16 protein-coding genes are annotated in these 18,958 nt (G+C 40.3%); 2 read left to right on the forward strand and 14 right to left on the reverse strand.

Translation table 11 applies throughout. The annotated features are described in order from the left end of the window. Positions 1-24 precede the first annotated feature (24 nt). The 13 genes from BMY66_RS03465 to BMY66_RS03525 all read right to left on the reverse strand — a co-directional run bounded on the left by BMY66_RS03465 (position 25) and on the right by BMY66_RS03525 (position 15,711). Positions 25-702 (reverse strand): aspartate/glutamate racemase family protein, encoded by a 678-nt coding sequence (locus tag BMY66_RS03465; protein WP_090394130.1) that lies wholly within the window; start codon positions 700-702, stop codon positions 25-27. A 164-nt stretch (positions 703-866) separates the two neighbouring features. Then, a complete protein-coding gene (locus tag BMY66_RS03470; RefSeq protein ID WP_090394131.1) occupies positions 867-2,291 on the reverse strand; it encodes a four-carbon acid sugar kinase family protein in 1,425 nt (474 codons plus the stop codon). A gap of 9 nt (positions 2,292-2,300) precedes the next feature. Next, a complete protein-coding gene (locus tag BMY66_RS03475; protein ID WP_090394132.1) occupies positions 2,301-2,654 on the reverse strand; it encodes a cupin domain-containing protein in 354 nt (117 codons plus the stop codon). A gap of 924 nt (positions 2,655-3,578) precedes the next feature. Continuing rightward, positions 3,579-5,360, reverse strand: coding sequence for an HD-GYP domain-containing protein (locus BMY66_RS03480; RefSeq protein WP_090394133.1), 1,782 nt, complete (start codon positions 5,358-5,360; stop codon positions 3,579-3,581). A 17-nt stretch (positions 5,361-5,377) separates the two neighbouring features. Further along, positions 5,378-6,370, reverse strand: a complete 993-nt coding sequence (locus BMY66_RS03485) for a histidine kinase N-terminal 7TM domain-containing protein (protein WP_090394134.1) — start codon at positions 6,368-6,370, stop codon at positions 5,378-5,380. 80 nt (positions 6,371-6,450) lie between these two features. Then, a complete protein-coding gene (locus BMY66_RS03490) occupies positions 6,451-7,761 on the reverse strand; it encodes a sensor histidine kinase (RefSeq protein WP_090394135.1) in 1,311 nt (436 codons plus the stop codon). Further along, the gene (locus BMY66_RS03495) at positions 7,754-8,425 is read right to left on the reverse strand and encodes a response regulator transcription factor (protein WP_090394136.1); all 672 of its coding nucleotides are present in this window, start codon (positions 8,423-8,425) and stop codon (positions 7,754-7,756) included. The genes BMY66_RS03490 and BMY66_RS03495 overlap by 8 nt, the downstream gene beginning before the upstream one ends. 12 nt (positions 8,426-8,437) lie before the next feature. Next, positions 8,438-9,034, reverse strand: coding sequence for a GTP pyrophosphokinase (locus BMY66_RS03500; protein ID WP_242839248.1), 597 nt, complete (start codon positions 9,032-9,034; stop codon positions 8,438-8,440). Positions 9,035-9,160: 126 nt separating this feature from the next. Further along, positions 9,161-9,556 (reverse strand): hypothetical protein, encoded by a 396-nt coding sequence (locus BMY66_RS03505; protein WP_143064495.1) that lies wholly within the window; start codon positions 9,554-9,556, stop codon positions 9,161-9,163. A 24-nt stretch (positions 9,557-9,580) separates the two neighbouring features. Then, the gene (locus BMY66_RS03510; RefSeq protein ID WP_044933815.1) at positions 9,581-11,269 is read right to left on the reverse strand and encodes an amino acid ABC transporter ATP-binding/permease protein; all 1,689 of its coding nucleotides are present in this window, start codon (positions 11,267-11,269) and stop codon (positions 9,581-9,583) included. Further along, positions 11,269-13,005 carry an ABC transporter ATP-binding protein/permease gene (locus tag BMY66_RS03515; protein ID WP_090394137.1) on the reverse strand — a complete coding sequence of 579 codons (1,737 nt, stop codon included), beginning with the start codon at positions 13,003-13,005 and terminating at the stop codon, positions 11,269-11,271. The genes BMY66_RS03510 and BMY66_RS03515 overlap by 1 nt, the downstream gene beginning before the upstream one ends. A gap of 15 nt (positions 13,006-13,020) precedes the next feature. Next, on the reverse strand, positions 13,021-14,997 hold the full coding sequence (locus BMY66_RS03520) for an amylo-alpha-1,6-glucosidase (RefSeq protein WP_090394138.1): 1,977 nt from the start codon (positions 14,995-14,997) through the stop codon (positions 13,021-13,023). A 171-nt stretch (positions 14,998-15,168) separates the two neighbouring features. Continuing rightward, on the reverse strand, positions 15,169-15,711 hold the full coding sequence (locus BMY66_RS03525) for a glutathione peroxidase (protein WP_074790751.1): 543 nt from the start codon (positions 15,709-15,711) through the stop codon (positions 15,169-15,171). Positions 15,712-15,891: 180 nt separating this feature from the next. Here BMY66_RS03525 and BMY66_RS03530 point away from each other — a divergent pair, with 180 nt between their 5' ends. Continuing rightward, positions 15,892-17,040 (forward strand): D-alanyl-D-alanine carboxypeptidase family protein, encoded by a 1,149-nt coding sequence (locus BMY66_RS03530; RefSeq protein ID WP_177175567.1) that lies wholly within the window; start codon positions 15,892-15,894, stop codon positions 17,038-17,040. A 95-nt stretch (positions 17,041-17,135) separates the two neighbouring features. Continuing rightward, positions 17,136-17,864, forward strand: a complete 729-nt coding sequence (locus tag BMY66_RS03535) for an N-acetylmuramoyl-L-alanine amidase family protein (protein ID WP_090394140.1) — start codon at positions 17,136-17,138, stop codon at positions 17,862-17,864. Between the two features lie 152 nt (positions 17,865-18,016). Here BMY66_RS03535 and cysK read toward each other — a convergent pair whose 3' ends face one another. Further along, positions 18,017-18,949 (reverse strand): cysteine synthase A, encoded by a 933-nt coding sequence (gene cysK, locus BMY66_RS03540; RefSeq protein WP_074790757.1) that lies wholly within the window; start codon positions 18,947-18,949, stop codon positions 18,017-18,019. Between the last annotated feature and the right edge of the window lie 9 nt (positions 18,950-18,958).

Here is an 18,958-nt window from a genome sequence, read left to right on the forward strand (position 1 = left end):
TTTAACCCCATTCATTTCACACTGTTACTCTGCTATACAACCTTTTTTTATCAGCGCCTTCTTCAATTCTTTTGCTCCAAAACGAGGACTTGAAACTACTTTAACCCCCAATAAGTTTTCAATGTATTCCTCGCAGTATGCCATGCTCCCCTGTGCAAAAACAATTACGTCAACCTTGTCTACTATTTGTTTAGCTGAATCAGCCATTCTTTGTTTAAACTCTTCTTGATTTAAACCAAAAGCTCCTTCTACCAAGCAGTCCACCAGCTCAACATGTTTTCCACATTCACGGCTCATTCTTTTGATAGTATTCTTTGTAGGTTCTAATGTTGTTGGCAGCGTTGCCATAACACCTACTCGAGTACCACTTCTCACCGCATCTCGACACATTTCTTCATCTACCCTTACAATAGGGACTCCAATATAATTAGCTACATCCTGTGCGCTATCTGCAACCTCTCCAACTGATGAGCACAGATTAATAATTGCATCGCATCCCTCTTGTGCTGCCTGCATATACATTGTTATAAGTCTAGCAGCTGCATTTGTTGTTACATACCCTGCATCTCGAGTATCTGCAAGAATCGATGGGTCTTGAATGCTATACAGTTCCACATCCTCACCTAATTGCTTTTTTACCTCTTCTTCTACGAGTTCAATTAGCTCTGGCGTAGTACTTGTATATACCAGTCCTACTTTCATTGATTATTATTCTCCTTTCTTTTTAACTTGCTATTGAACATCCTATGTTTGCTTAATTCAATTCTTACACATTATCATATTTGTGTAAATTAGCAAAAACAAATAAGAAAACATCCTATGTTTTGTTAATTGATTACAAAACATAGGATGTTACATCTTTACTATTAAATTAAAGTTGACACTGCTTCTTTTAAAGTGTTTTCTGCCCCAACATTTCCAGGGAAAATCACGTATGGGATATCTGCAAATTTTGATTCTTCGCCAGTCTTCCACACAGGAACACCTGGCTGTATTTGCCCCATCACTATAGCCTTTTTTACTTGTAATGCCTTGATTCCTACATCACTTGAAGTAATTCCTCCCTTTGCAACAATAAATGATGGTTTTACTGTCAATCGGCCAACACAATCCTTTAACGCCTCACTTATTTTTACTGATCTAAGCAAGGCCTCCTCCGGGGTATCATTATTCACTTTAAGTAAAGTTCTCTTTGTAGAAACGCACACAGTAATCCCTTTTTTCAAGAGTTCTTCTTCCTTACATAGGATGTTGTCTACCTCTTTCTCAAGTGCTCCTGATTCTAAGACTAAATCTGAATCCATCTCTATGAATTCAATACCTTTTATTCCCTTTAATTTTTCCAATTGTGCAGTAGTCTTTTTTGTATGACTTCCTACAACTATTATCCCACCAGCAGAATTATCGGATACGCGAAGCTCCTCTCTAGTGAGTATTGGTTTGTCACTTACATTACCAATAGCTTTAACTAGTGCAGCTGCGCATCGTATAACAAAATGTTTCCCCTTTTTCATTGCTCGATACAACGCAATTGCAAAAACTTCTACATCCTCATCACTTATCGCATTAACAATTATTTTGTTAAAATCTTTAGAATCCATAAGTATCGCTTCTATTTCATCGTACTTACAGTTTTTCAATTGTTCCAAAGAAATAGATTTACATGAATTTGCAGTGAATGCTCCTTTTGTCTTTTCTTCCACATATTCACATAAATTGCTCTTTGCATATCCAAAAGTTTCATCCTTAGCGAATTCGGTTTGTGCTGCTGGTACAAGCTCATTACCATATTTTACATAATGAACATCGTTAATTGTGAACCGTCCGCCCTCTTTGAAATAAGGACATATAATTTCTCCATCAATGGCTACGCCATTTTCCTCTGAAACTTCTTTTAGCAATTGTGTTTCTAAAGGATAATGACCTCTTAAAGTAGAATCTCCACGAGATATAATTATATAATCACAGTTGAATTCCTTTGCTACTTTATTGACATTTTCCGCAATTTCTATATGAGCTTTCCTTGTTTGTTCCTCTGTAAATCCGCGTGAATTTGTCAGTATGAAGAAAAGACGATTATTCTCTGAGAACCCCTCACGAATGCTTTCTATACTCCAGTTTGTATAAACTGAAACATCATGAACCGTTTGAACTCCAGTCGGATCATCATCCAAAACGACTATTTTTATATTTGCTGACAAAAACTCATCTACCAATAGTTTATCAATTGTCGTTCTATCAGGATTTGTAAAAGAGTCCAAAATATCAGCACTTATTATTTTTTCATTCATACACTTCTCCTATTCAAAAAGAACCTGTGCAATTAAAACCAACGGTTCTTTTCCTGTTTGAGCTATCTCATGAGTATCTCCAGGTTGAGCAACTATTATATCTCCTGCCTCAAGCTCTTGAGTAACACCATTAATAATATGTTTGGCTCTTCCTGAGATTATAACCATACTTTCCATCTCACCCTCATGAGTATGTTTACCTATAGTAACTCCAGGATTAAGAGTATGACGTACATAAGCTCTACCCTTATTAAGCATTTCGTCCGAACCTTCAAGAAGGCGTTCCATCATAACAGTACCTTCGCCTCCCATACAATGCTCAATAGGAGTAGGTGAAATACTATTTCGCTTTCGTATTATCATCCCACCTTACCTCACTATATTAAATTATTAGCAAGCAATGGATGTTCTTTTCTTCAGTATAAACATCCTACGTTTATACTTCAACTATATTTTTTATATTTACTCACGTATCAATAGCAAAGCTTTACTGCCTGACAAAAACTATATCTTATAGATAGTAGTTATTTCCTGATTTCTTACTCTCTGGAATCTCTTTTCCTCCTAAGATAGTAAGTTTGCTCCACTTTCTTACTATCTAGATTTGATTTTTCATTTCAGATAGTAAGATTTGTACGCTTTCTTACTATCTAGATTTGATTTTTCGTTTCAGATAGTAAGTTTTGCCTACTTTCTTACTATCTAAAATCAAATTTTTCTCCCAGATAGTAAGCCCGGCCATTTTTCCTACTGCCTATATTCAAAATTTCTCCCCAGGCAGTAGCCACAGCCAATTCCACTACTGCCTAATATCAAAATCTCCTCTCAGGCAGTAGCCACGATCAATTCCACTACTGCCTAAATTCAAAATCTCTCCCCAGGCAGTAGCGTCAGCCAGTTCCACTACTGCCTAAATTCAAAAATCCTCTCTCAGGCAGTAGACCCAGCCTATTCCATTACTGCCTAAATTCGAAAGTCCTCTCTCAGGCAGTAGCCACGATCAATTCCACTACTGCCTAAATTCAAAATCTCGCCTCAGGCAGTAGCCACGGCCAATTCCACTACTGCCTAATATCAAAAATCTCTCTCAGGCAGTAGCGTCAGCCTATTCCACTACTGCCTAATATCAAAATCTTCTCTCAGGCAGTAGTCCCGGCCCGCACAGCCCGCGCAGCCCAAAACAAACCCGCACAGCCCGGCCTCAAGCCCAAAACAAGCCCCGCCCCACAAAATAGAGCCAGTGCAAAAGCACTGGCTCTACAATTCCAATCTCACTCCAAAATAATCCTACCTTACCGCCTTCATATCTCCTCTATCCAGCACCCTGACAAATATCTCCGCCAGAGCTGGGTCGAACTGGGTGCCGGCGCATCTAAGGATTTCAGCTCGAACTGTCTCATCGTCCAGACGCTTTCTGTACACACGGTCCGATGTCATAGCGTCATAGCAGTCAGCCAGGCAAATTATTCTGGCAACAAGTGGAATCTCCGTCTCCTTCAGACCATCAGGATACCCTTTTCCGTCGAATCTTTCATGATGATATCTGATTCCATCCTTCAAATCCTGTATTGTTGAATCCATACCATCCATAATGGCCGATCCAATTTCTACATGCTTCTTTATGATTTCATATTCCTCATCGTTTAGCCTCTCAGTTTTGTTAAGGACACTATCAGGAACACCAATTTTTCCAATATCGTGCATGTTGCCAATGTATTTAATGCGCTCAATATCTTCCTCGGTAAAGTCATAATCAGCAGCCATTTCCCTTGCCAGGATAGATGCATAATATCCCACTCTTTCTGAATGACCACCTGTGTATTCATCCTTTGCATCAATTGTGCCAGCGATAGTTTTTATCGTATTTACGGTAGCCATTGCCTGCTCTGCTTCTCGTCGTTTTGTCTCTGCAGTCCAATCCACAAGAATCTGCACCACGGTTGTAATCATCAAACATACCAAACCAATGCATGCAAATAATCCAAAGGCATGATTTTCAGTAGTATAGAATGCAATTATCTCCATTCCACATGTAGCAAGCATCAAATCCATGCCCACTGCTACTACCTGATATTCTTTTATCCTGCCTATTCGGACATCGTTGACTATTGTGCACATACTCATCAAAAGGCTCAACACCATTATCAGGTGGGCTACTGGTAAACTCTTGAAAAGCTCTACCAATCCTGCAAAATGCAAGGTGAAGTTTAAGGCTATTACAATCGTGCCCACTAACTCCGCTATAAAATAGAATTTGTGATAATACTTATGCTGAACTTCATCGAAATACATGCAAGCCAGCACTCCCACTAGCTCCATTGATGAATAAGAAAAATACTGAATCATAGTTGTCTTCGCAAAAATCAGCTGACGTATCATTGATTCTGCAAACATCCAAATAGCGATGTCTATCATAAGCAAGCTCAGATAAAACACCAATCTATGATTCAGATTAGTCTTTGAAAAAATAAGTGAAAGCGCAAGAAGAATTATTCCAAGCGATAAAATCATTTCGGCTGCAAGATTTACCGGGATATTCTGATAGATTACATTGAACCAGACGTTATTTCCATCGCCTAGTTTTATTTCATTTATGATGCCATACACCTTTGCGCGGATTTTGATTGTGATTTTCTTTGATGCATCTTCCGAAGATAGTTTGGTAACCACATATGCACTAGGAATATAGTAGGACATAAATGGAATGGATTCTGTGGAATACTCTGACCTGAGCTCGCCATCTATGTAAACATAAACATCCTCGATGTTTGCGCGAAACATAAGGCTACTGTTGTCCTGCAGATTATCTGGCAATGTATTTGTAATTACATAAACTTCTTCTCCATTAAAATCAGTCAAAAATGGAAGCTGTATAATCCCCTTGGTGCCATCTTCCATTTCCAAAATCCAATCCTGATTGAAATCCTGGGCTGCAAAAGAGCCCACTGGTGCCTCGTGAGCCACGTCCGTGGAAAAAATAGCAACAACATCCATAAAAAGCGACATTGCTATAATGGAGTAAACACACCATTCCACTAGATTTTCAATCAAGGATTTTTTATGATCCATACAATACCTTCCCGCAACTATCCGTTCTTCCTGGTAAACTTAATCAAGTATCCTATTGCTTTCTTTCCCTTGTGAAGCCTTGAAAACTCTAAGTAATAATCTTCTTCCTGCATGGTGAATTCCTTGCCAGCCATACTATCCTCAGCGCCCGATTCAACGTACTTCATCAAATCCTGTCTAAGGAAGGTGTTAAACCTGCCACCATTTCCAGGAATCTTTTCTTCCTTCTCCCACTGTTTAAGCTCGGGGAAAAGGTTAAAAGCATTCTCATTACAGTCCATAAATAAAAGCTTATTTGACAGAACAATTAGGCCTGTATCCTTCAGCTCTCCCTCCAGGATTTCCGGGTTGGTTTCAATTGCATAGTTGGCAATTTTTACCACCGGAATCAGAATTCCAAAGATACCAATCGTATAGATAAAAGGCATCAATTCAACCTTCATATGAATCAGTCGTTCAACTGCATATGCACTGAACATCAGGAAGTATAAAAAGATTAGAATGTCCACATCTCTTGCGCTAACGACATTCTTTTTTCTGCTATATTTAAAAGAAATTGCAATTGAAATAATGAAATAAAATGCCAGAGATATCAGGTACAAGGTGTGAGCAAATCCGTATGTTTTAATTAAATAACCACCATAAGGTCCATAATGGAATTCCACTGTTTTGTAGAAAATATCAAGCTGGCCTGCCGTACAGGCAGATAAAAATAGAACTATCTGTATCAAATACAAAACGATTTTTGTCTTTGTATATAAATGAATTTTGCAGATATCGCAGATATTAAAAAAGAAAAGCATTGGCGCAAACAGACCTATAATGTAGATCAATTCATTGCTAAGCAGCGCCTCATTCAAAGATGTGGAGCTGGCCAGAGCATAGTAACCTGCGTCACCTATAACAGTAACAAAGGCTACAAGAATCGCGTTTGTGCCAAGCTTTCTTTCATTAGATATTATCCATATTAATATGGCTAGCGAACAGATAAAACAAACCAGATAATACATACCCATCCCTCTTATCTATTCTCCCTATCAATCATTATGCCATATAACGTAAGATATTTTAACCAGTTTCTTGAAAATACTTAAAAAATACAAGTAAACGTGATGATGCCATCGCGCCAGTTTACTTTGATATCACCGTGATAGCGCTCCATAAGCCCCTGAGCAATAGACAAACCAACGCCATAGCCTTCCTTGTCGATATTATGGGCTTCATCACCTCTGTAAAATCTATCAAAGAATCGGTGGTAATCAATGCCTGCTCCAGATTCATAGCTGTTTGAAACTCGTAAGTAGATGTGCTTATGCTTTTTGTCACTGCCAAGTCCAACAGTTACTTTTCCCTTTGGATCACAGTATTTTATGGCATTGTCGATAAGCAGTGTTGTAATCTGACGGATGTCTCCCTCATGAGCTAGAAGCTTTACATCAGAAGCTATGCTAAGCTCCATTGTCTTTTCATCGGAAATAGCTACCGCCTCAAATGACTTTGCAGTGTCAGTGACGATGGCCGAGAAATCTGTCTCTACTCTATCCTCTTTACTGTCCTTTTCGCTTGCTCGTGTAACTAGAACAAGGTTTTGAATAAGGCCAGTCAGTCTATCTACCTGGCGCATGGTAGACTGAGTCCATTCGTTTTCAACGCCCATGATTTCAAGCATTTCTGTATTTGCCTTGATAACCGCAAGTGGTGTTTTCAGCTCGTGGCTGGCATTTGTAATAAATGATTTTTGCAGCTCTGCATTCTTGATTTCAGGCTGAATAATCTTACCAGCCCAGGATTTGATAACAACTGCAGAAATCACCATACCAAATCCAATCAGGATACAAGCCAGTAATACAAGTCGACGATTGATAGCAACCTGAGTGCTACAATCCAAAACTACAACGATTGTGCCACCGGCATCTCTTGCGGCAACCATATAATAATAGTCATCGTAGCTTCCAAACTTGAACCAGCGCTTCATGACTGTGTTGGCATATGTCACTGCCTGATCCGCTTCCACTGCTGCAGTGTGGGATGTAATTACCTTTTCCACCTCACCAGACTCAGTGTAAGTCACAGCAAAATATCTGGTTGAATAATAGAATTCATCAGATTTGTAATCGCTATCCACTCCAAAAAGCTTTTCAAGCTGATACACTAAATCGTTGTTATTATCGATTGTATCTTTGTTATCGTTAGCATCATCTGATTCGATACTCTCATACTGCATAGGCAAGATACCATCATTTTCAACAATATACATAATGTTATCTTTGATTTGTCCACGAGTCATCAGTGAGTTGATAACATAAATGCAGCCTGCAATAAAGCTCATTACAATAAAGAATGACACCATTGCAGTTATTATGAACTTATTCTTTAATGCTCGAATTGATTTTTCACTCATTCACTACCACCTGGAAAGAACCGCCCTTTTCACCTTTAATAGTTACTCCAGAATTAATGTACTCCAGCTTGCCCTGTAAGAAGTTTACATAAAGCCAAACTGTGTCTTCCTCAACATCTGTTTCATCATTCCAAACATGCTCTATTAGATAGTTTGTGTCCACTGGATGTTCCTGATTTAAAAGAAGTGCCTGCATCAACGAGAATTCCTTTAATGACAGACGAACTGTGTTGGCACAAATAAGCTCTAAGCTCTCAGCCTTAAGTGTGATATCTCCAAAAGAAAGCTCCTTTGCTGCGTATTGGCTGCCTCGTCTTGTCATGGCCTTTACTCTAGCCATCAGCTCCTTCATGGCAAAAGGCTTGGTAAGATAATCATCTGCTCCTGCATCCAACCCTTCTACTCTGTCATCTACCTCTGCCTTTGCTGTAAGCATCAGCACTGGTGTAACAATGTTTCTTCTTCTGATTTCCTTTAATACTTCAAGTCCATCCATCTTTGGCATCATGATGTCTAGGATGATGCCATCATAGCCATTGCTAAGTGCAAGCTCTAAAGCCTGTGCTCCATCAATGGCACTGTCTACTACAAATCCCTGCATTTCCAGCATGGATGTAATAACCTTATTTAAATCAAGTGTATCTTCAGCAAGTAATATTTTCATAAATTTCCTCTCTTATTCGTCAATGCTTTCTGAGCGAATCAAATCTCTGATGGTCTGCATAGACATATCAGTAGACGCCAACTCATCGGCACATCTTTTTAGCTCTGCGCTAATAAGTGCATCGCTTTTGGATACCTTTTTCTTGTAGCGCATATGATGCTCTAACGCAGCCCAAGTATCCATAGAAATAGTTCTTAACTGTATCTCTACAAAATATTTATTATCGTATTTCAGAATCATGTGCAAGCTTCTGTAGCCGTTTGGCTTAGCTTGTTTGATGTAATCCTTTTCCTCGATTACTTCCACCTTATCAAGTGTTCTAAGGTGGTCGCGGACAGAATAAACATCGCTGATAAAGGCACATACTACTCTGATTCCGATAGCATCATGAATCTGTTCCAATGCTGATTCTGTAGTCTCAGGAAGATTCTGCCTTCTGCATTTTTCACGCATGCTTTCCTCGTCCTTAATACGAGCCAGACAATGTTCCACCGGATCACTGCCAAATTCCTTTATCATATCCTCCCTCAGCTCATCAATTGAACCAAGGATTATATTCATAACATTTTCCATCTCACTGCGATGGTTGCCATATATACTTTCTTCCAAAACTTTCTCCTATTTCTTATTGAATCCTAAACAAATTTAGTTTCAATGATAATTATTCCACATAAAAAGAGTTTACCAAAAAACCTTGGTAAACTCTCTTAAATTTTTCTAAAATTTATCTGAACTTTACTCGATGACTGCGTCAATCAATACAAAATATTTACCCTCGCCCTTTGTATATGTGGCAAAAGTACCAACTACTGTGATTGCCTCACCGTCGTCCGGGTACTCCTCGTCCTCAGGAAGCAGGTACTCAATTCCCTCAGTGCAGCACCCCAAAGCGTCGTAAACAATACAAGAATGTGTGCCACCATGAGTGGTGTTGCTGTCCCCATCCATTCGCACAAGCTGCCCCTTGTAGTTGGATGGATTTGCAAGCATGTCTGCCACATAGGAATAAACCATTGTAGATGACATTGTGGTTAAATCCACATCCACGTCTCCTACTTCAGAGCTCTTTCCACATCCTACGAAGCTAATGATTATGGTAAATACTAATAATAAACTAAGATATTTCTTCATAAGCCATAGTTTAACATATAATTTTTAAAAATCTATTACGGAATCCGCCACACCCATAGTGGATTTTCTGTGAGAAATTAACACTACCGTTTTGTCCTTGGCCTCTTCCTTGAGAGATTTCAGGATAATTCCTTCATTCAATGAATCTAACGAGCTGGTTGGCTCGTCCAAAAGAAGCATGTTACCGCCATGCAAGAACGCACGTGCAATGCCGATTCTCTGTTTTTCTCCACCTGAAAGTGTAGAGCCAAGCTCTCCCACCTTTGTGTCATAGCCTTCTGGCAGACTCATAATAAACTCATGAATGCTGGCTTTCTTCGCTGCTTCCATAATCTCTTCTATGGTTGCATCCGGCTTTGCCACCGCGATATTCTTTGCAATGGTATCCTGGCTAATCCATGTTTCCTGTGTGACAAAGGATTGGTTCTTTCTGAGGGACGCCGTGTTCACATCACCTATCTGGATAGGCCCCTCAGTTTTGTCGTAGTAATAAATCTGCCCCTTATCAGGCTTCCAAAATCCCATTAAAAGTCTAAGCAATGTGGATTTGCCGCAGCCGCTTGGACCATGGATTCCGAGGATTTGTCCCTTTGGAATATCGATGGTTCTGTCCTTGATGACCTCCACATCCTCATAGGCAAATGAAACATTGTTTACTGTGGCGATATTGCCCTTTGAGTTGGCAACCATTTCCAAATCCACCCCATCAGTCTCTTCCTCTACAAGAGGCTTTTCATCAAGAAGTGCTAGGACTCGCTCGCCACTGGCAAGAGTCTGATTCAGATTGTTTGACAATGATGCAAGGGCAACCACTGGCCCAAATGAACTCATCATACCAACAACAGCTATCATCACCTGTTCAAATGAGACACGGCCTTTGTTGTAGGCAACAACCATTACCGCCAAAATGATTAATGAAAACGCCTGTATAGACAGATTTGTAAGTAGCTTCTGATTCTTTTCGTAGTCCACCAAATCAGATTTGATTTCAGCCAGATTATCTGATTTTGCATTTAATCTGTTTAGCTGCTTATGACCATTTTTGAATTGAATGGTATCATCGATGCCATATAAAGCACCTAGGATAAAGCTGTTCATCTTGCCAAACTTGTTTCTGAATTTAAGCCCTGCCTCGGCAGAACTCATCTCGTTAGAAACAGGAATCATTCCACCTACAGTCAGGTAAGCAATAGCAGCAATAATACCTGCCACTGGATACTGTAGCCACAAAAATCCTGACATAAACAATGACACTATTATCGCAATTGCGATAGGTGAAATGGTGTGAGCAAAGAACACCTCCAAAAGCTCTATATCAGTGGTAATCATGGTAATAAGATTACCCTTTTCTTTTGTTTCTAGCTTGGCTGGGCACAGCACACGAAGCTTATCAAAAACCTTGTGTCTGATGATGGCCAGAATTCTAAAGGCAATGTAGTGATTGCAATACTGCTCTCCATAATGAAGCAGACCTCTAAGTATTGCAACTACTACAATAAGCTGGAAAAACTTTGGCAAGGTACGAACAAGTACCGGGTTCTCCAGACTGTTGATTACCATCACTATGCCCTCAGCTCCAAGCACTGTTACAAAAATGGCGCATAAATGCCCAAGGCTTCCCAGCAAAATTCCAAGAATCATAATAAATATCAGTGGTTTCACCAGGCCAATTAGACGTGCCATGATTTTTAATCCAGATGTTTGATTCTTCATTACATGGCACCTCCTGCATAGTTTTCCAAAGCATGCTGCTTCTTGTAAAGAGTAGCGTAGGCTCCATTTTTCTTAATCAGCTGACTATGAGTTCCAGATTCTACAACACTTCCCCCATCCAGCATAAATATTTGATCAGACTTCACAACATTTGCCAGACGATGTGATATAAGGATAACCGTCTTTCCAAGCTCTTTCGAAAGCTTGCGGATGATACTCATTATGATTTCTTCTGATTCCATATCGATATTGCTGGTAGCTTCATCAAAAATATAAATTGGTGAGTTTTTAAGCAAGGCTCTTGCTATACATAGGCGCTGCTTTTGACCGCCTGAAATATTGGCTCCGCCTTCTGCCAATTCAAACTCCAGTCCGCCTAAAGGCGCAAGCTCATCCCAAAGATTTAGAAGCTTTAGAATGTTTACAAGCTTTGTATCATTAGCCTTTGGCTTACCCAAATGAAGATTGTCACGAACTGTTCCGTGGAAAATATAGCTATTCAAAGAAACTGCTGTCATGGCAGACATAAGTGATGCTTCGGAAATATTCTTGAGCTCCTTGCCTGCAACAGTAATTGATCCCTTGTAGTTTCTGTTTTGCTGTCTTAGGAGGCTGGCGATTGTGGACTTTCCTGAGCCTGACACACCTACAATTGAAACAAGCTGTCCCGCCTGAATATCCATGGAGATATCCTTTAATGTCTCCTCTTTATTGTAAGCAAATGACACCCCCTTAAATCGAATGTCGTATGGTCCCTCTGAAATTAAATACTTCCCTGCCTCAGGCTCTGGCAAATCTAAGAACTCGAATATCTTGTCTGCCGCCTTCATTCCATTCATACCAATGTGGAAGTATGAGCCAAGGAGTCTCATTGGAAGGAAAAACTCTGCCGATAAAAGCAAAAACATAATGGCGCTAACGAGAGTCATATTTCCATCTAGGAACTCACTGATTGTGGTGATGATTCCCACTGCTGCTCCTGCATAGGCAACAATATCCATAACGATGGTACTGTTGAGCTGCATAGAAAGAACCTTCATGGTGATTTTTCTAAAACGCTCTGACTCTACATCCATCTCCTCCGCTGCCTGTCCATCAGACTCATAAATCTTTAGAGTGGTAAGACCATGAAGCTTTTCAAGGAATGTATCTCCCAGGCCATAGTATACTTTGAAGTATTTGTCCAAAAGCTTTCTGGCAACCTTCATAACTATCATTATAACAATTGGAATAAGTGGAACTGCGACAAGTAGAACAACTGCCGCTCTCAAATTGTATTGAAATAGAATTCCAAATAATGTGAGGGGAGCAAGTAACGCATATACGAATTGGCTGATATACTTTCCAAAGTATATCTCCAGCTGCTCAACGCCCTCTCCCATCATCTGGGTAATCTGCGCAGAGGATACCTTGCTACGGTAGCTGCTTCCAAGACGAAGAAGCTTGCTGTAGATTTCCTCTCGCATCGTTTTTTTTACATCTACACTGGCTTCAAAAGAAGCTTCAGTGTAGAGTCTGTCAAAAACTAATCTAGAAAAAATGCAAAACAAGGCAACTGCAAGATAAATCACCAGGTGCTTTGTGTCTAATTTGCCGGCGTATGTGCCGCCAATTATTCTGGCAAAGCAACCTACTATGATAATCTGAGCAACAAGACCAAGCCACTGCCATAGAATTGACATGAACACGTGGCGTGTGCCTTGCTTCATCATTTTTAGTAATCTTGTTTTAATCATATTCTTCCCTCAAAACTATTTTTTAAGGAGTGCATATGCTCTAAGTATTTCACCAACAGACCAAGCCTGCGCAAAACATCCCTTTGGCTGATATGGCTTTTCACTGTTAAAGTTCTCTGAGTAATTGCCAATACATTCTGTTACAAGATGCTTTTCTACTGGCTCAAACATAGCCTTTGCCTCTTCGATAGCCTGTGCGCTATGTCCGCCAACCTTAAGATATGCCTCAATAAATGCACCTAGCATGAAGCCCCAGGCTGTGCCTTCCTCCAATGATTTGATACCAACACCAACATACAGATTGTCTTTTACGACCTTTACTACAGACTTTTCCTTTTCAACGTCAAGCATTGTAAATGGAAGGCTGATAGCAAAAAGCTGATCAGGGCAGAGCGCTGTATCCTTCTCCTCTTCGCTGATGGAATTGTATAGGTAGCCGCCATCTTCGTACCAGAAATCTGTGTTGAATGCCTCCTTAACCCAGATAGCAAGCTGGCTGCAACCACCTGCGTACGCCAGATAGTTCTCTGGCTTGTTGTGAGTTCTTCTGGCGATTCCTCGTGAGATTTCCTCCATTGTCATAAGTGCATTGTACCAAAGAGCATTAATATCAACAGGCTTGCACTTGCCTACCTGCATCAAAGCATCATCATCCATCTTGATAGAATATGATGTGCCCTTTCTGTACGCTCCCATGATTTCCTGAAGATGAGGATAAATTTCATCCTCAACAAACTTCCACGCCTCATCATTATCAACGTATTTCAGATAATTATATACTGCATAGAAATACCAAAGTGACGCATCCGCTGTATTGTTTGAAGGTGTGCCTCCCTCCTCTGGGAACTCATTAGGAAGCAAACCATTTTTGATATACTTTGCATATGTAAGAAGAATTGATTTGGCATCATCAAAGTGACCTGTCTCCAGGCAAATGCCTGTGAACGCCACCATTGCATCTCTACCACGGTCTGTGAGCCATGGATAGCCTGCAATAATACTCTTTTTATTAGAAGACTTTCTCTTTACGATAAACTGATTTGCCGCAACTGTAAGAACCTGTGCAAGCTCATCATCCTCATCAAATCCAGCAGTTTCAATAAGCTCCTGAACTCTATTCTTCTCTTTTTCAGCCTCTACAAAAGCTGTGTCTCTATCAATATCTTCAAAATCTGGCCAGTTAACCTTCTTGCGACCAGTGCTAGATTTCACATCCACTGAACAAACAAATGAAGCCTTTGAAACTCCACCTGCCGCAACTTCCATAACAAAATCATATGGCTTAATATGACAATCCAAACCATCCTTGCCATCATCAAGCTCATGCTGAAGCTCCATATTTTCATCGTACACGTTGTTGCGCTTTACCATCTCACAGCCTGCAGAAATAAGAGAAATTCTCACATCTGAATTACTAACTGGGCTATAGTAAAAGCCAACATTGCCATTATTCTCGTTACGAATCTCCTGGAAAACTTCCTCTGGCAACTCAAATCTCAAATCATTGATAGTCATATGAGCTGAGTGCTTTCGATAATTCATAAGAGGTGTGATAACTACACCTGCTGCTGGACCATTATTCTCCAACGTATATGCGATAGTACACTGATTCTTTTCATGAACCAAAGTAATTGTCTTTGTGAGACGCATACCACCCGCCTCATAAATAAAGGTAACATTACCATCATACTTAAACTGGCTCAGGTGCATATTACCCTGATTAAACTCGCTAGTATAAGGACCCTTATGCTGAGCAGTCGTCAAATCATAAATCCTGCTACCACACACAAGACGCTCATTTGTCTTTGAAAACGCAAGCACTCTATCCACAGGTGCCTGCAAGCTAGCAATCAAATAGCCCTGATGAATTCTAGAGTGTGCACCGATAATGCTACTGCTTCCATATCCACCAAGGCCATTTGTCAAAAGCCATTCTCTATTTAAATTATTCTTATAATTATTAAGCTTATCTAAAACAAATTCAAAATTCATTTATTATTCTCCATCGTACACGCAAAAGTTTACATCTACATTATACACAAAAATCCCCCCATTTCTTCATTAAATTTGCAAAAAAACTATTGTAATTGACAAAAATAAAAGGACTAGGCATGGGCGTGCCTAGTCCTAACAAAAAGGGAGAAATAATACGAATATATTAGACTAAATCAAAGAAGCTACACACTTCTCGACTTCTTTCATGTCAGCTGTTGGCTCGAAACGGGCAACTACATTACCCTGACGGTCAACGATGAACTTTGTAAAGTTCCATTTGATTTCTGGATTGTTCTTGTAATCCTTGTCAATCTTCTTGAGCATTGCGCTCATAGCAAGTGCCTTAGCACCCTTACCAAATCCTTCAAAGCCCTTCTGAGACTTAAGATACTTGAAAAGCTCGATAGCTGTTTCACCATTTACATCAGCCTTCTTCATCTGAGGGAACTGTGTGTTGTAGTGAAGCTGGCAGAACTCGTGAATTTCCTCGTCGTTGCCAGGTGTCTGACCTGCAAACTGGTTGCAAGGAACGTCTACGATTTCGAAGCCCTGAGCGTGGTACTGCTCATAGATGCTTTCGATGTCCTTGTACTGTGGTGTGAAACCGCATCCTGTAGCTGTGTTGACAATCATGACAACCTTTCCCTGATAATCGCTCATAGCCTGCTGCTCGCCATTTGTCTTTTCAACTGTAAGATCATAAAATCCCATTACTTTTCCTCCTTAACAGAAAAACATGTTCATATTTCTTTTTAATTTAATTGTGTGCAATTGATTATGATTGAATTGTACGCAATTAAATTTTATTTGTCAACACCTTTTTTCAAATTTTATTTTTTTCTTTGTTCTGATAAAATAAAAATAACAATTATATATGGAGGAAATATTAATTTGAACCTAAAAAATTTAAAAAAGATTATTACTAAGACTGCCTTGTCCCTAGCCTTGGCGCTGACTATTAGTTTTACAGTGCCTATGGCATCACTTCAGGCTGAGGCCGCTTATTATTCTGTTACACCTATATCTGCAGTGCTTTTGTCCTGCAATGGTACTGAAGTATTTGCTGATGCAGATACCACCACTTTCGTAAAAACTCTCGCAGTTAATACACCTGTCCAGGTTACAGGCCAGACATCAAATGGCTTTTGGCAGGTTAGCCTTGATGGCGGAATTTACTATATTTCTCAGCAGGCTCTTTCTGCTGCAGCAAATACTACTGCTGTTCGATTTACTTCTTATGATGTAAATGCAGCCCTTGTTGCTAATGCAGCTTCAGGCAAAATCATTTATAGCCAGGGAGCAAATGACAAGCTTGAGCCAGCCAGCACCACAAAGATTATGACTGCTCTTCTTGTTATGGAAGCTATCGAGGCTGGACAGCTCACTTTGGATACACCTGTTTTGACTTCTGCAACAGCAGTTGCTTCTCTTCCATCTGATGCAAGCCACGTGGAGCCAAGACTTCAGGCCGGAGAAATCCTTACAGTGGATCAGCTTCTTACAGCAATGATGGTAAGCTCTGATTGCCAAGCCTGCAATATTCTTGCTGAGGCAGTTGCTGGTTCAGTATCAAACTTCGTAGCACTTATGAATGCTAGAGCAACTCAGCTTGGTTGTGTAAATACAAACTTTACTAATCCATCTGGCTATCCAGATAAAAACATGTACACAAACGCTTACTCACTGTATTTGATTACAGCTAACGCTTACGCTCATCCATTATTCAAGCAGTATTTTGGTATGGCAAGCGCTGTGCTTCCAGCCACAAACATGTGCGCTGTACCTAGAACACTTGTTAATACTGACGCTCTCGTGATTCCAGGCTCCGCTTATTACAACCCATACGTGGTAGGCGGTAAAACAGGAACAGCCAACCGCGCTGGCCAGTGTCTTGTGACTGTTGCTTCAAGAGAAGGCAAGACAATTATCACTGTTGTACTTGGTGGAAAGAACCGCACAATGTACGATGGAACCGTAAAATCATCACGTTATTATGAAACTAATCGTTTAATAGAACTTGGCTTTGCAAATTACTGGTAAAAAAGCCTTAAAATATACAGAATTTACATAGTTTTTTCACATCAGTATCCGATAATCATTATAGAGAGATTTTTGGAAGGGAGTGTGATTTACAAATGAAACCAATTAGAAAGCTCTTACGAAAATATGTTGTAGTAATGCTCCTAGTTGCAATGGTTTGTCCTTCTATGACTGTAGATGCAAAACAACCTGTTAAAGAGACATCTACCCAGAAAGTAATTGTGATTGATCCTGGCTGTCAGATGAATGCCAACAATCGAAAGGAACCAATTGGGCCTGGAGCTTTCAAAACAACTGCACGTGCCACAACTGGTGTGGATGGAGCCGAAACAGGAATTCACGAATATGAGCTGAATCTGCAGATTGCCTTGAAGACATCTTCTCTTCTTAGCAAGCAGGGCTACACCGTACTCCTTACCAGAAATGAAAACGATGTAAATCTTAGCAGTGGCGACCGTGCAATGATTGCCAACACTGCAAATGCCGATGCATTTATAGTAATTCAGACTGGGGAAAACAATGGAGTTTCTGTTGTATGTCAGTCAGAAGATAATCCATACAACTATGGAAATTATAATGATGCTAGACTATTATCAGATGCAATCCTAGGCTCTGTTATCCAGGAAGCTGAGTGTGATAACTCAGGCGTCACCGAAGACGATGACAAACCTATCATCAACTGGTGTGCATCTCCTACCGCCATCGTAGAAGTTGGCGACCTCACAAATGTGGATGAGGAAACAAAGTTGGTAACAGATGAATATCAACTTGAACTCGCCCAAGGCATTGCCAATGGCGTTGATAGCTACTTTACACAGAAGTAAATGGTAATTTTACTTCAATTATTGATACAAACTAAAACAAGCCACTCTGTAGGCATCAAGCTCTACTATTTCTCAAGCGAGACGTGTTGTCGAGCGGAGAAATCAGTAGGCTTGTAGCCGTAACAGAGTGGCTTTCTCAGTCTATATTTTGTTTATTCTGTAAATAGAGGTGTTGAATAATATCTATCACCTGAATCAGGAAGTAAAGCTACGATTGTCTTGCCCTTATTCTCTGGCTTCTTAGCGAGCTCAATTGCTCCGTGGAGAGCTGCTCCTGAAGAAATACCAACTGAGATTCCTTCCTTCTTTGCAAGAAGCTTTGCTGCTGCAAATGCATCTGCACTGTCTGCTACGAAAATCTCATCGTAAATCTCTGTATTTAATACGTCTGGAACAAATCCTGCGCCGATACCCTGAATCTTGTGTGCACCTGCACGTCCCTCTGAAAGAACAGGTGAATCCTTTGGCTCAAGTGCAACAATCTTAACATCTGACTTCTGTGACTTAAGGTACTCACCTACACCTGTGACTGTTCCACCAGTACCTACACCAGCGATGAAGATATCAACATTTCCATCTGTGTCTTCCCAGATTTCTGGACCTGTAGTTGTTCTGTGAGCTGTTGCATTTGCTGGATTTACAAACTGACCAGGGATAAAGCTTCCCTCGATTTCAGCTGCAAGCTCCTCAGCCTTTGCGATAGCCCCCTTCATACCCTTTGAGCCTTCTGTAAGAACGATTTCAGCGCCATATGCCTTAAGGATATTTCTACGCTCAACTGACATTGTCTCTGGCATTGTAAGGATTGCACGGTATCCCTTTGATGCTGCGATTGCTGCAAGACCGATACCTGTGTTTCCTGAAGTTGGCTCGATGATTACTGAACCTTCCTTGAGGAGACCTCTCTCCTCTGCATCCTCGATCATAGCTTTTGCTACTCTATCCTTTACTGATCCAGCTGGATTGAAATACTCAAGCTTTACAAGAACTGTAGCCTCAAGCCCAAGCTCCTTTTCAATATTAACCACCTCAACAAGTGGAGTCTTTCCAATTAACTCAATAGCTCCCTTATAAATCTTTGACATTTCAAGTCT

The organism is Pseudobutyrivibrio sp. C4, assembly GCF_900111635.1.
GTDB lineage: Bacteria > Bacillota > Clostridia > Lachnospirales > Lachnospiraceae > Pseudobutyrivibrio > Pseudobutyrivibrio ruminis.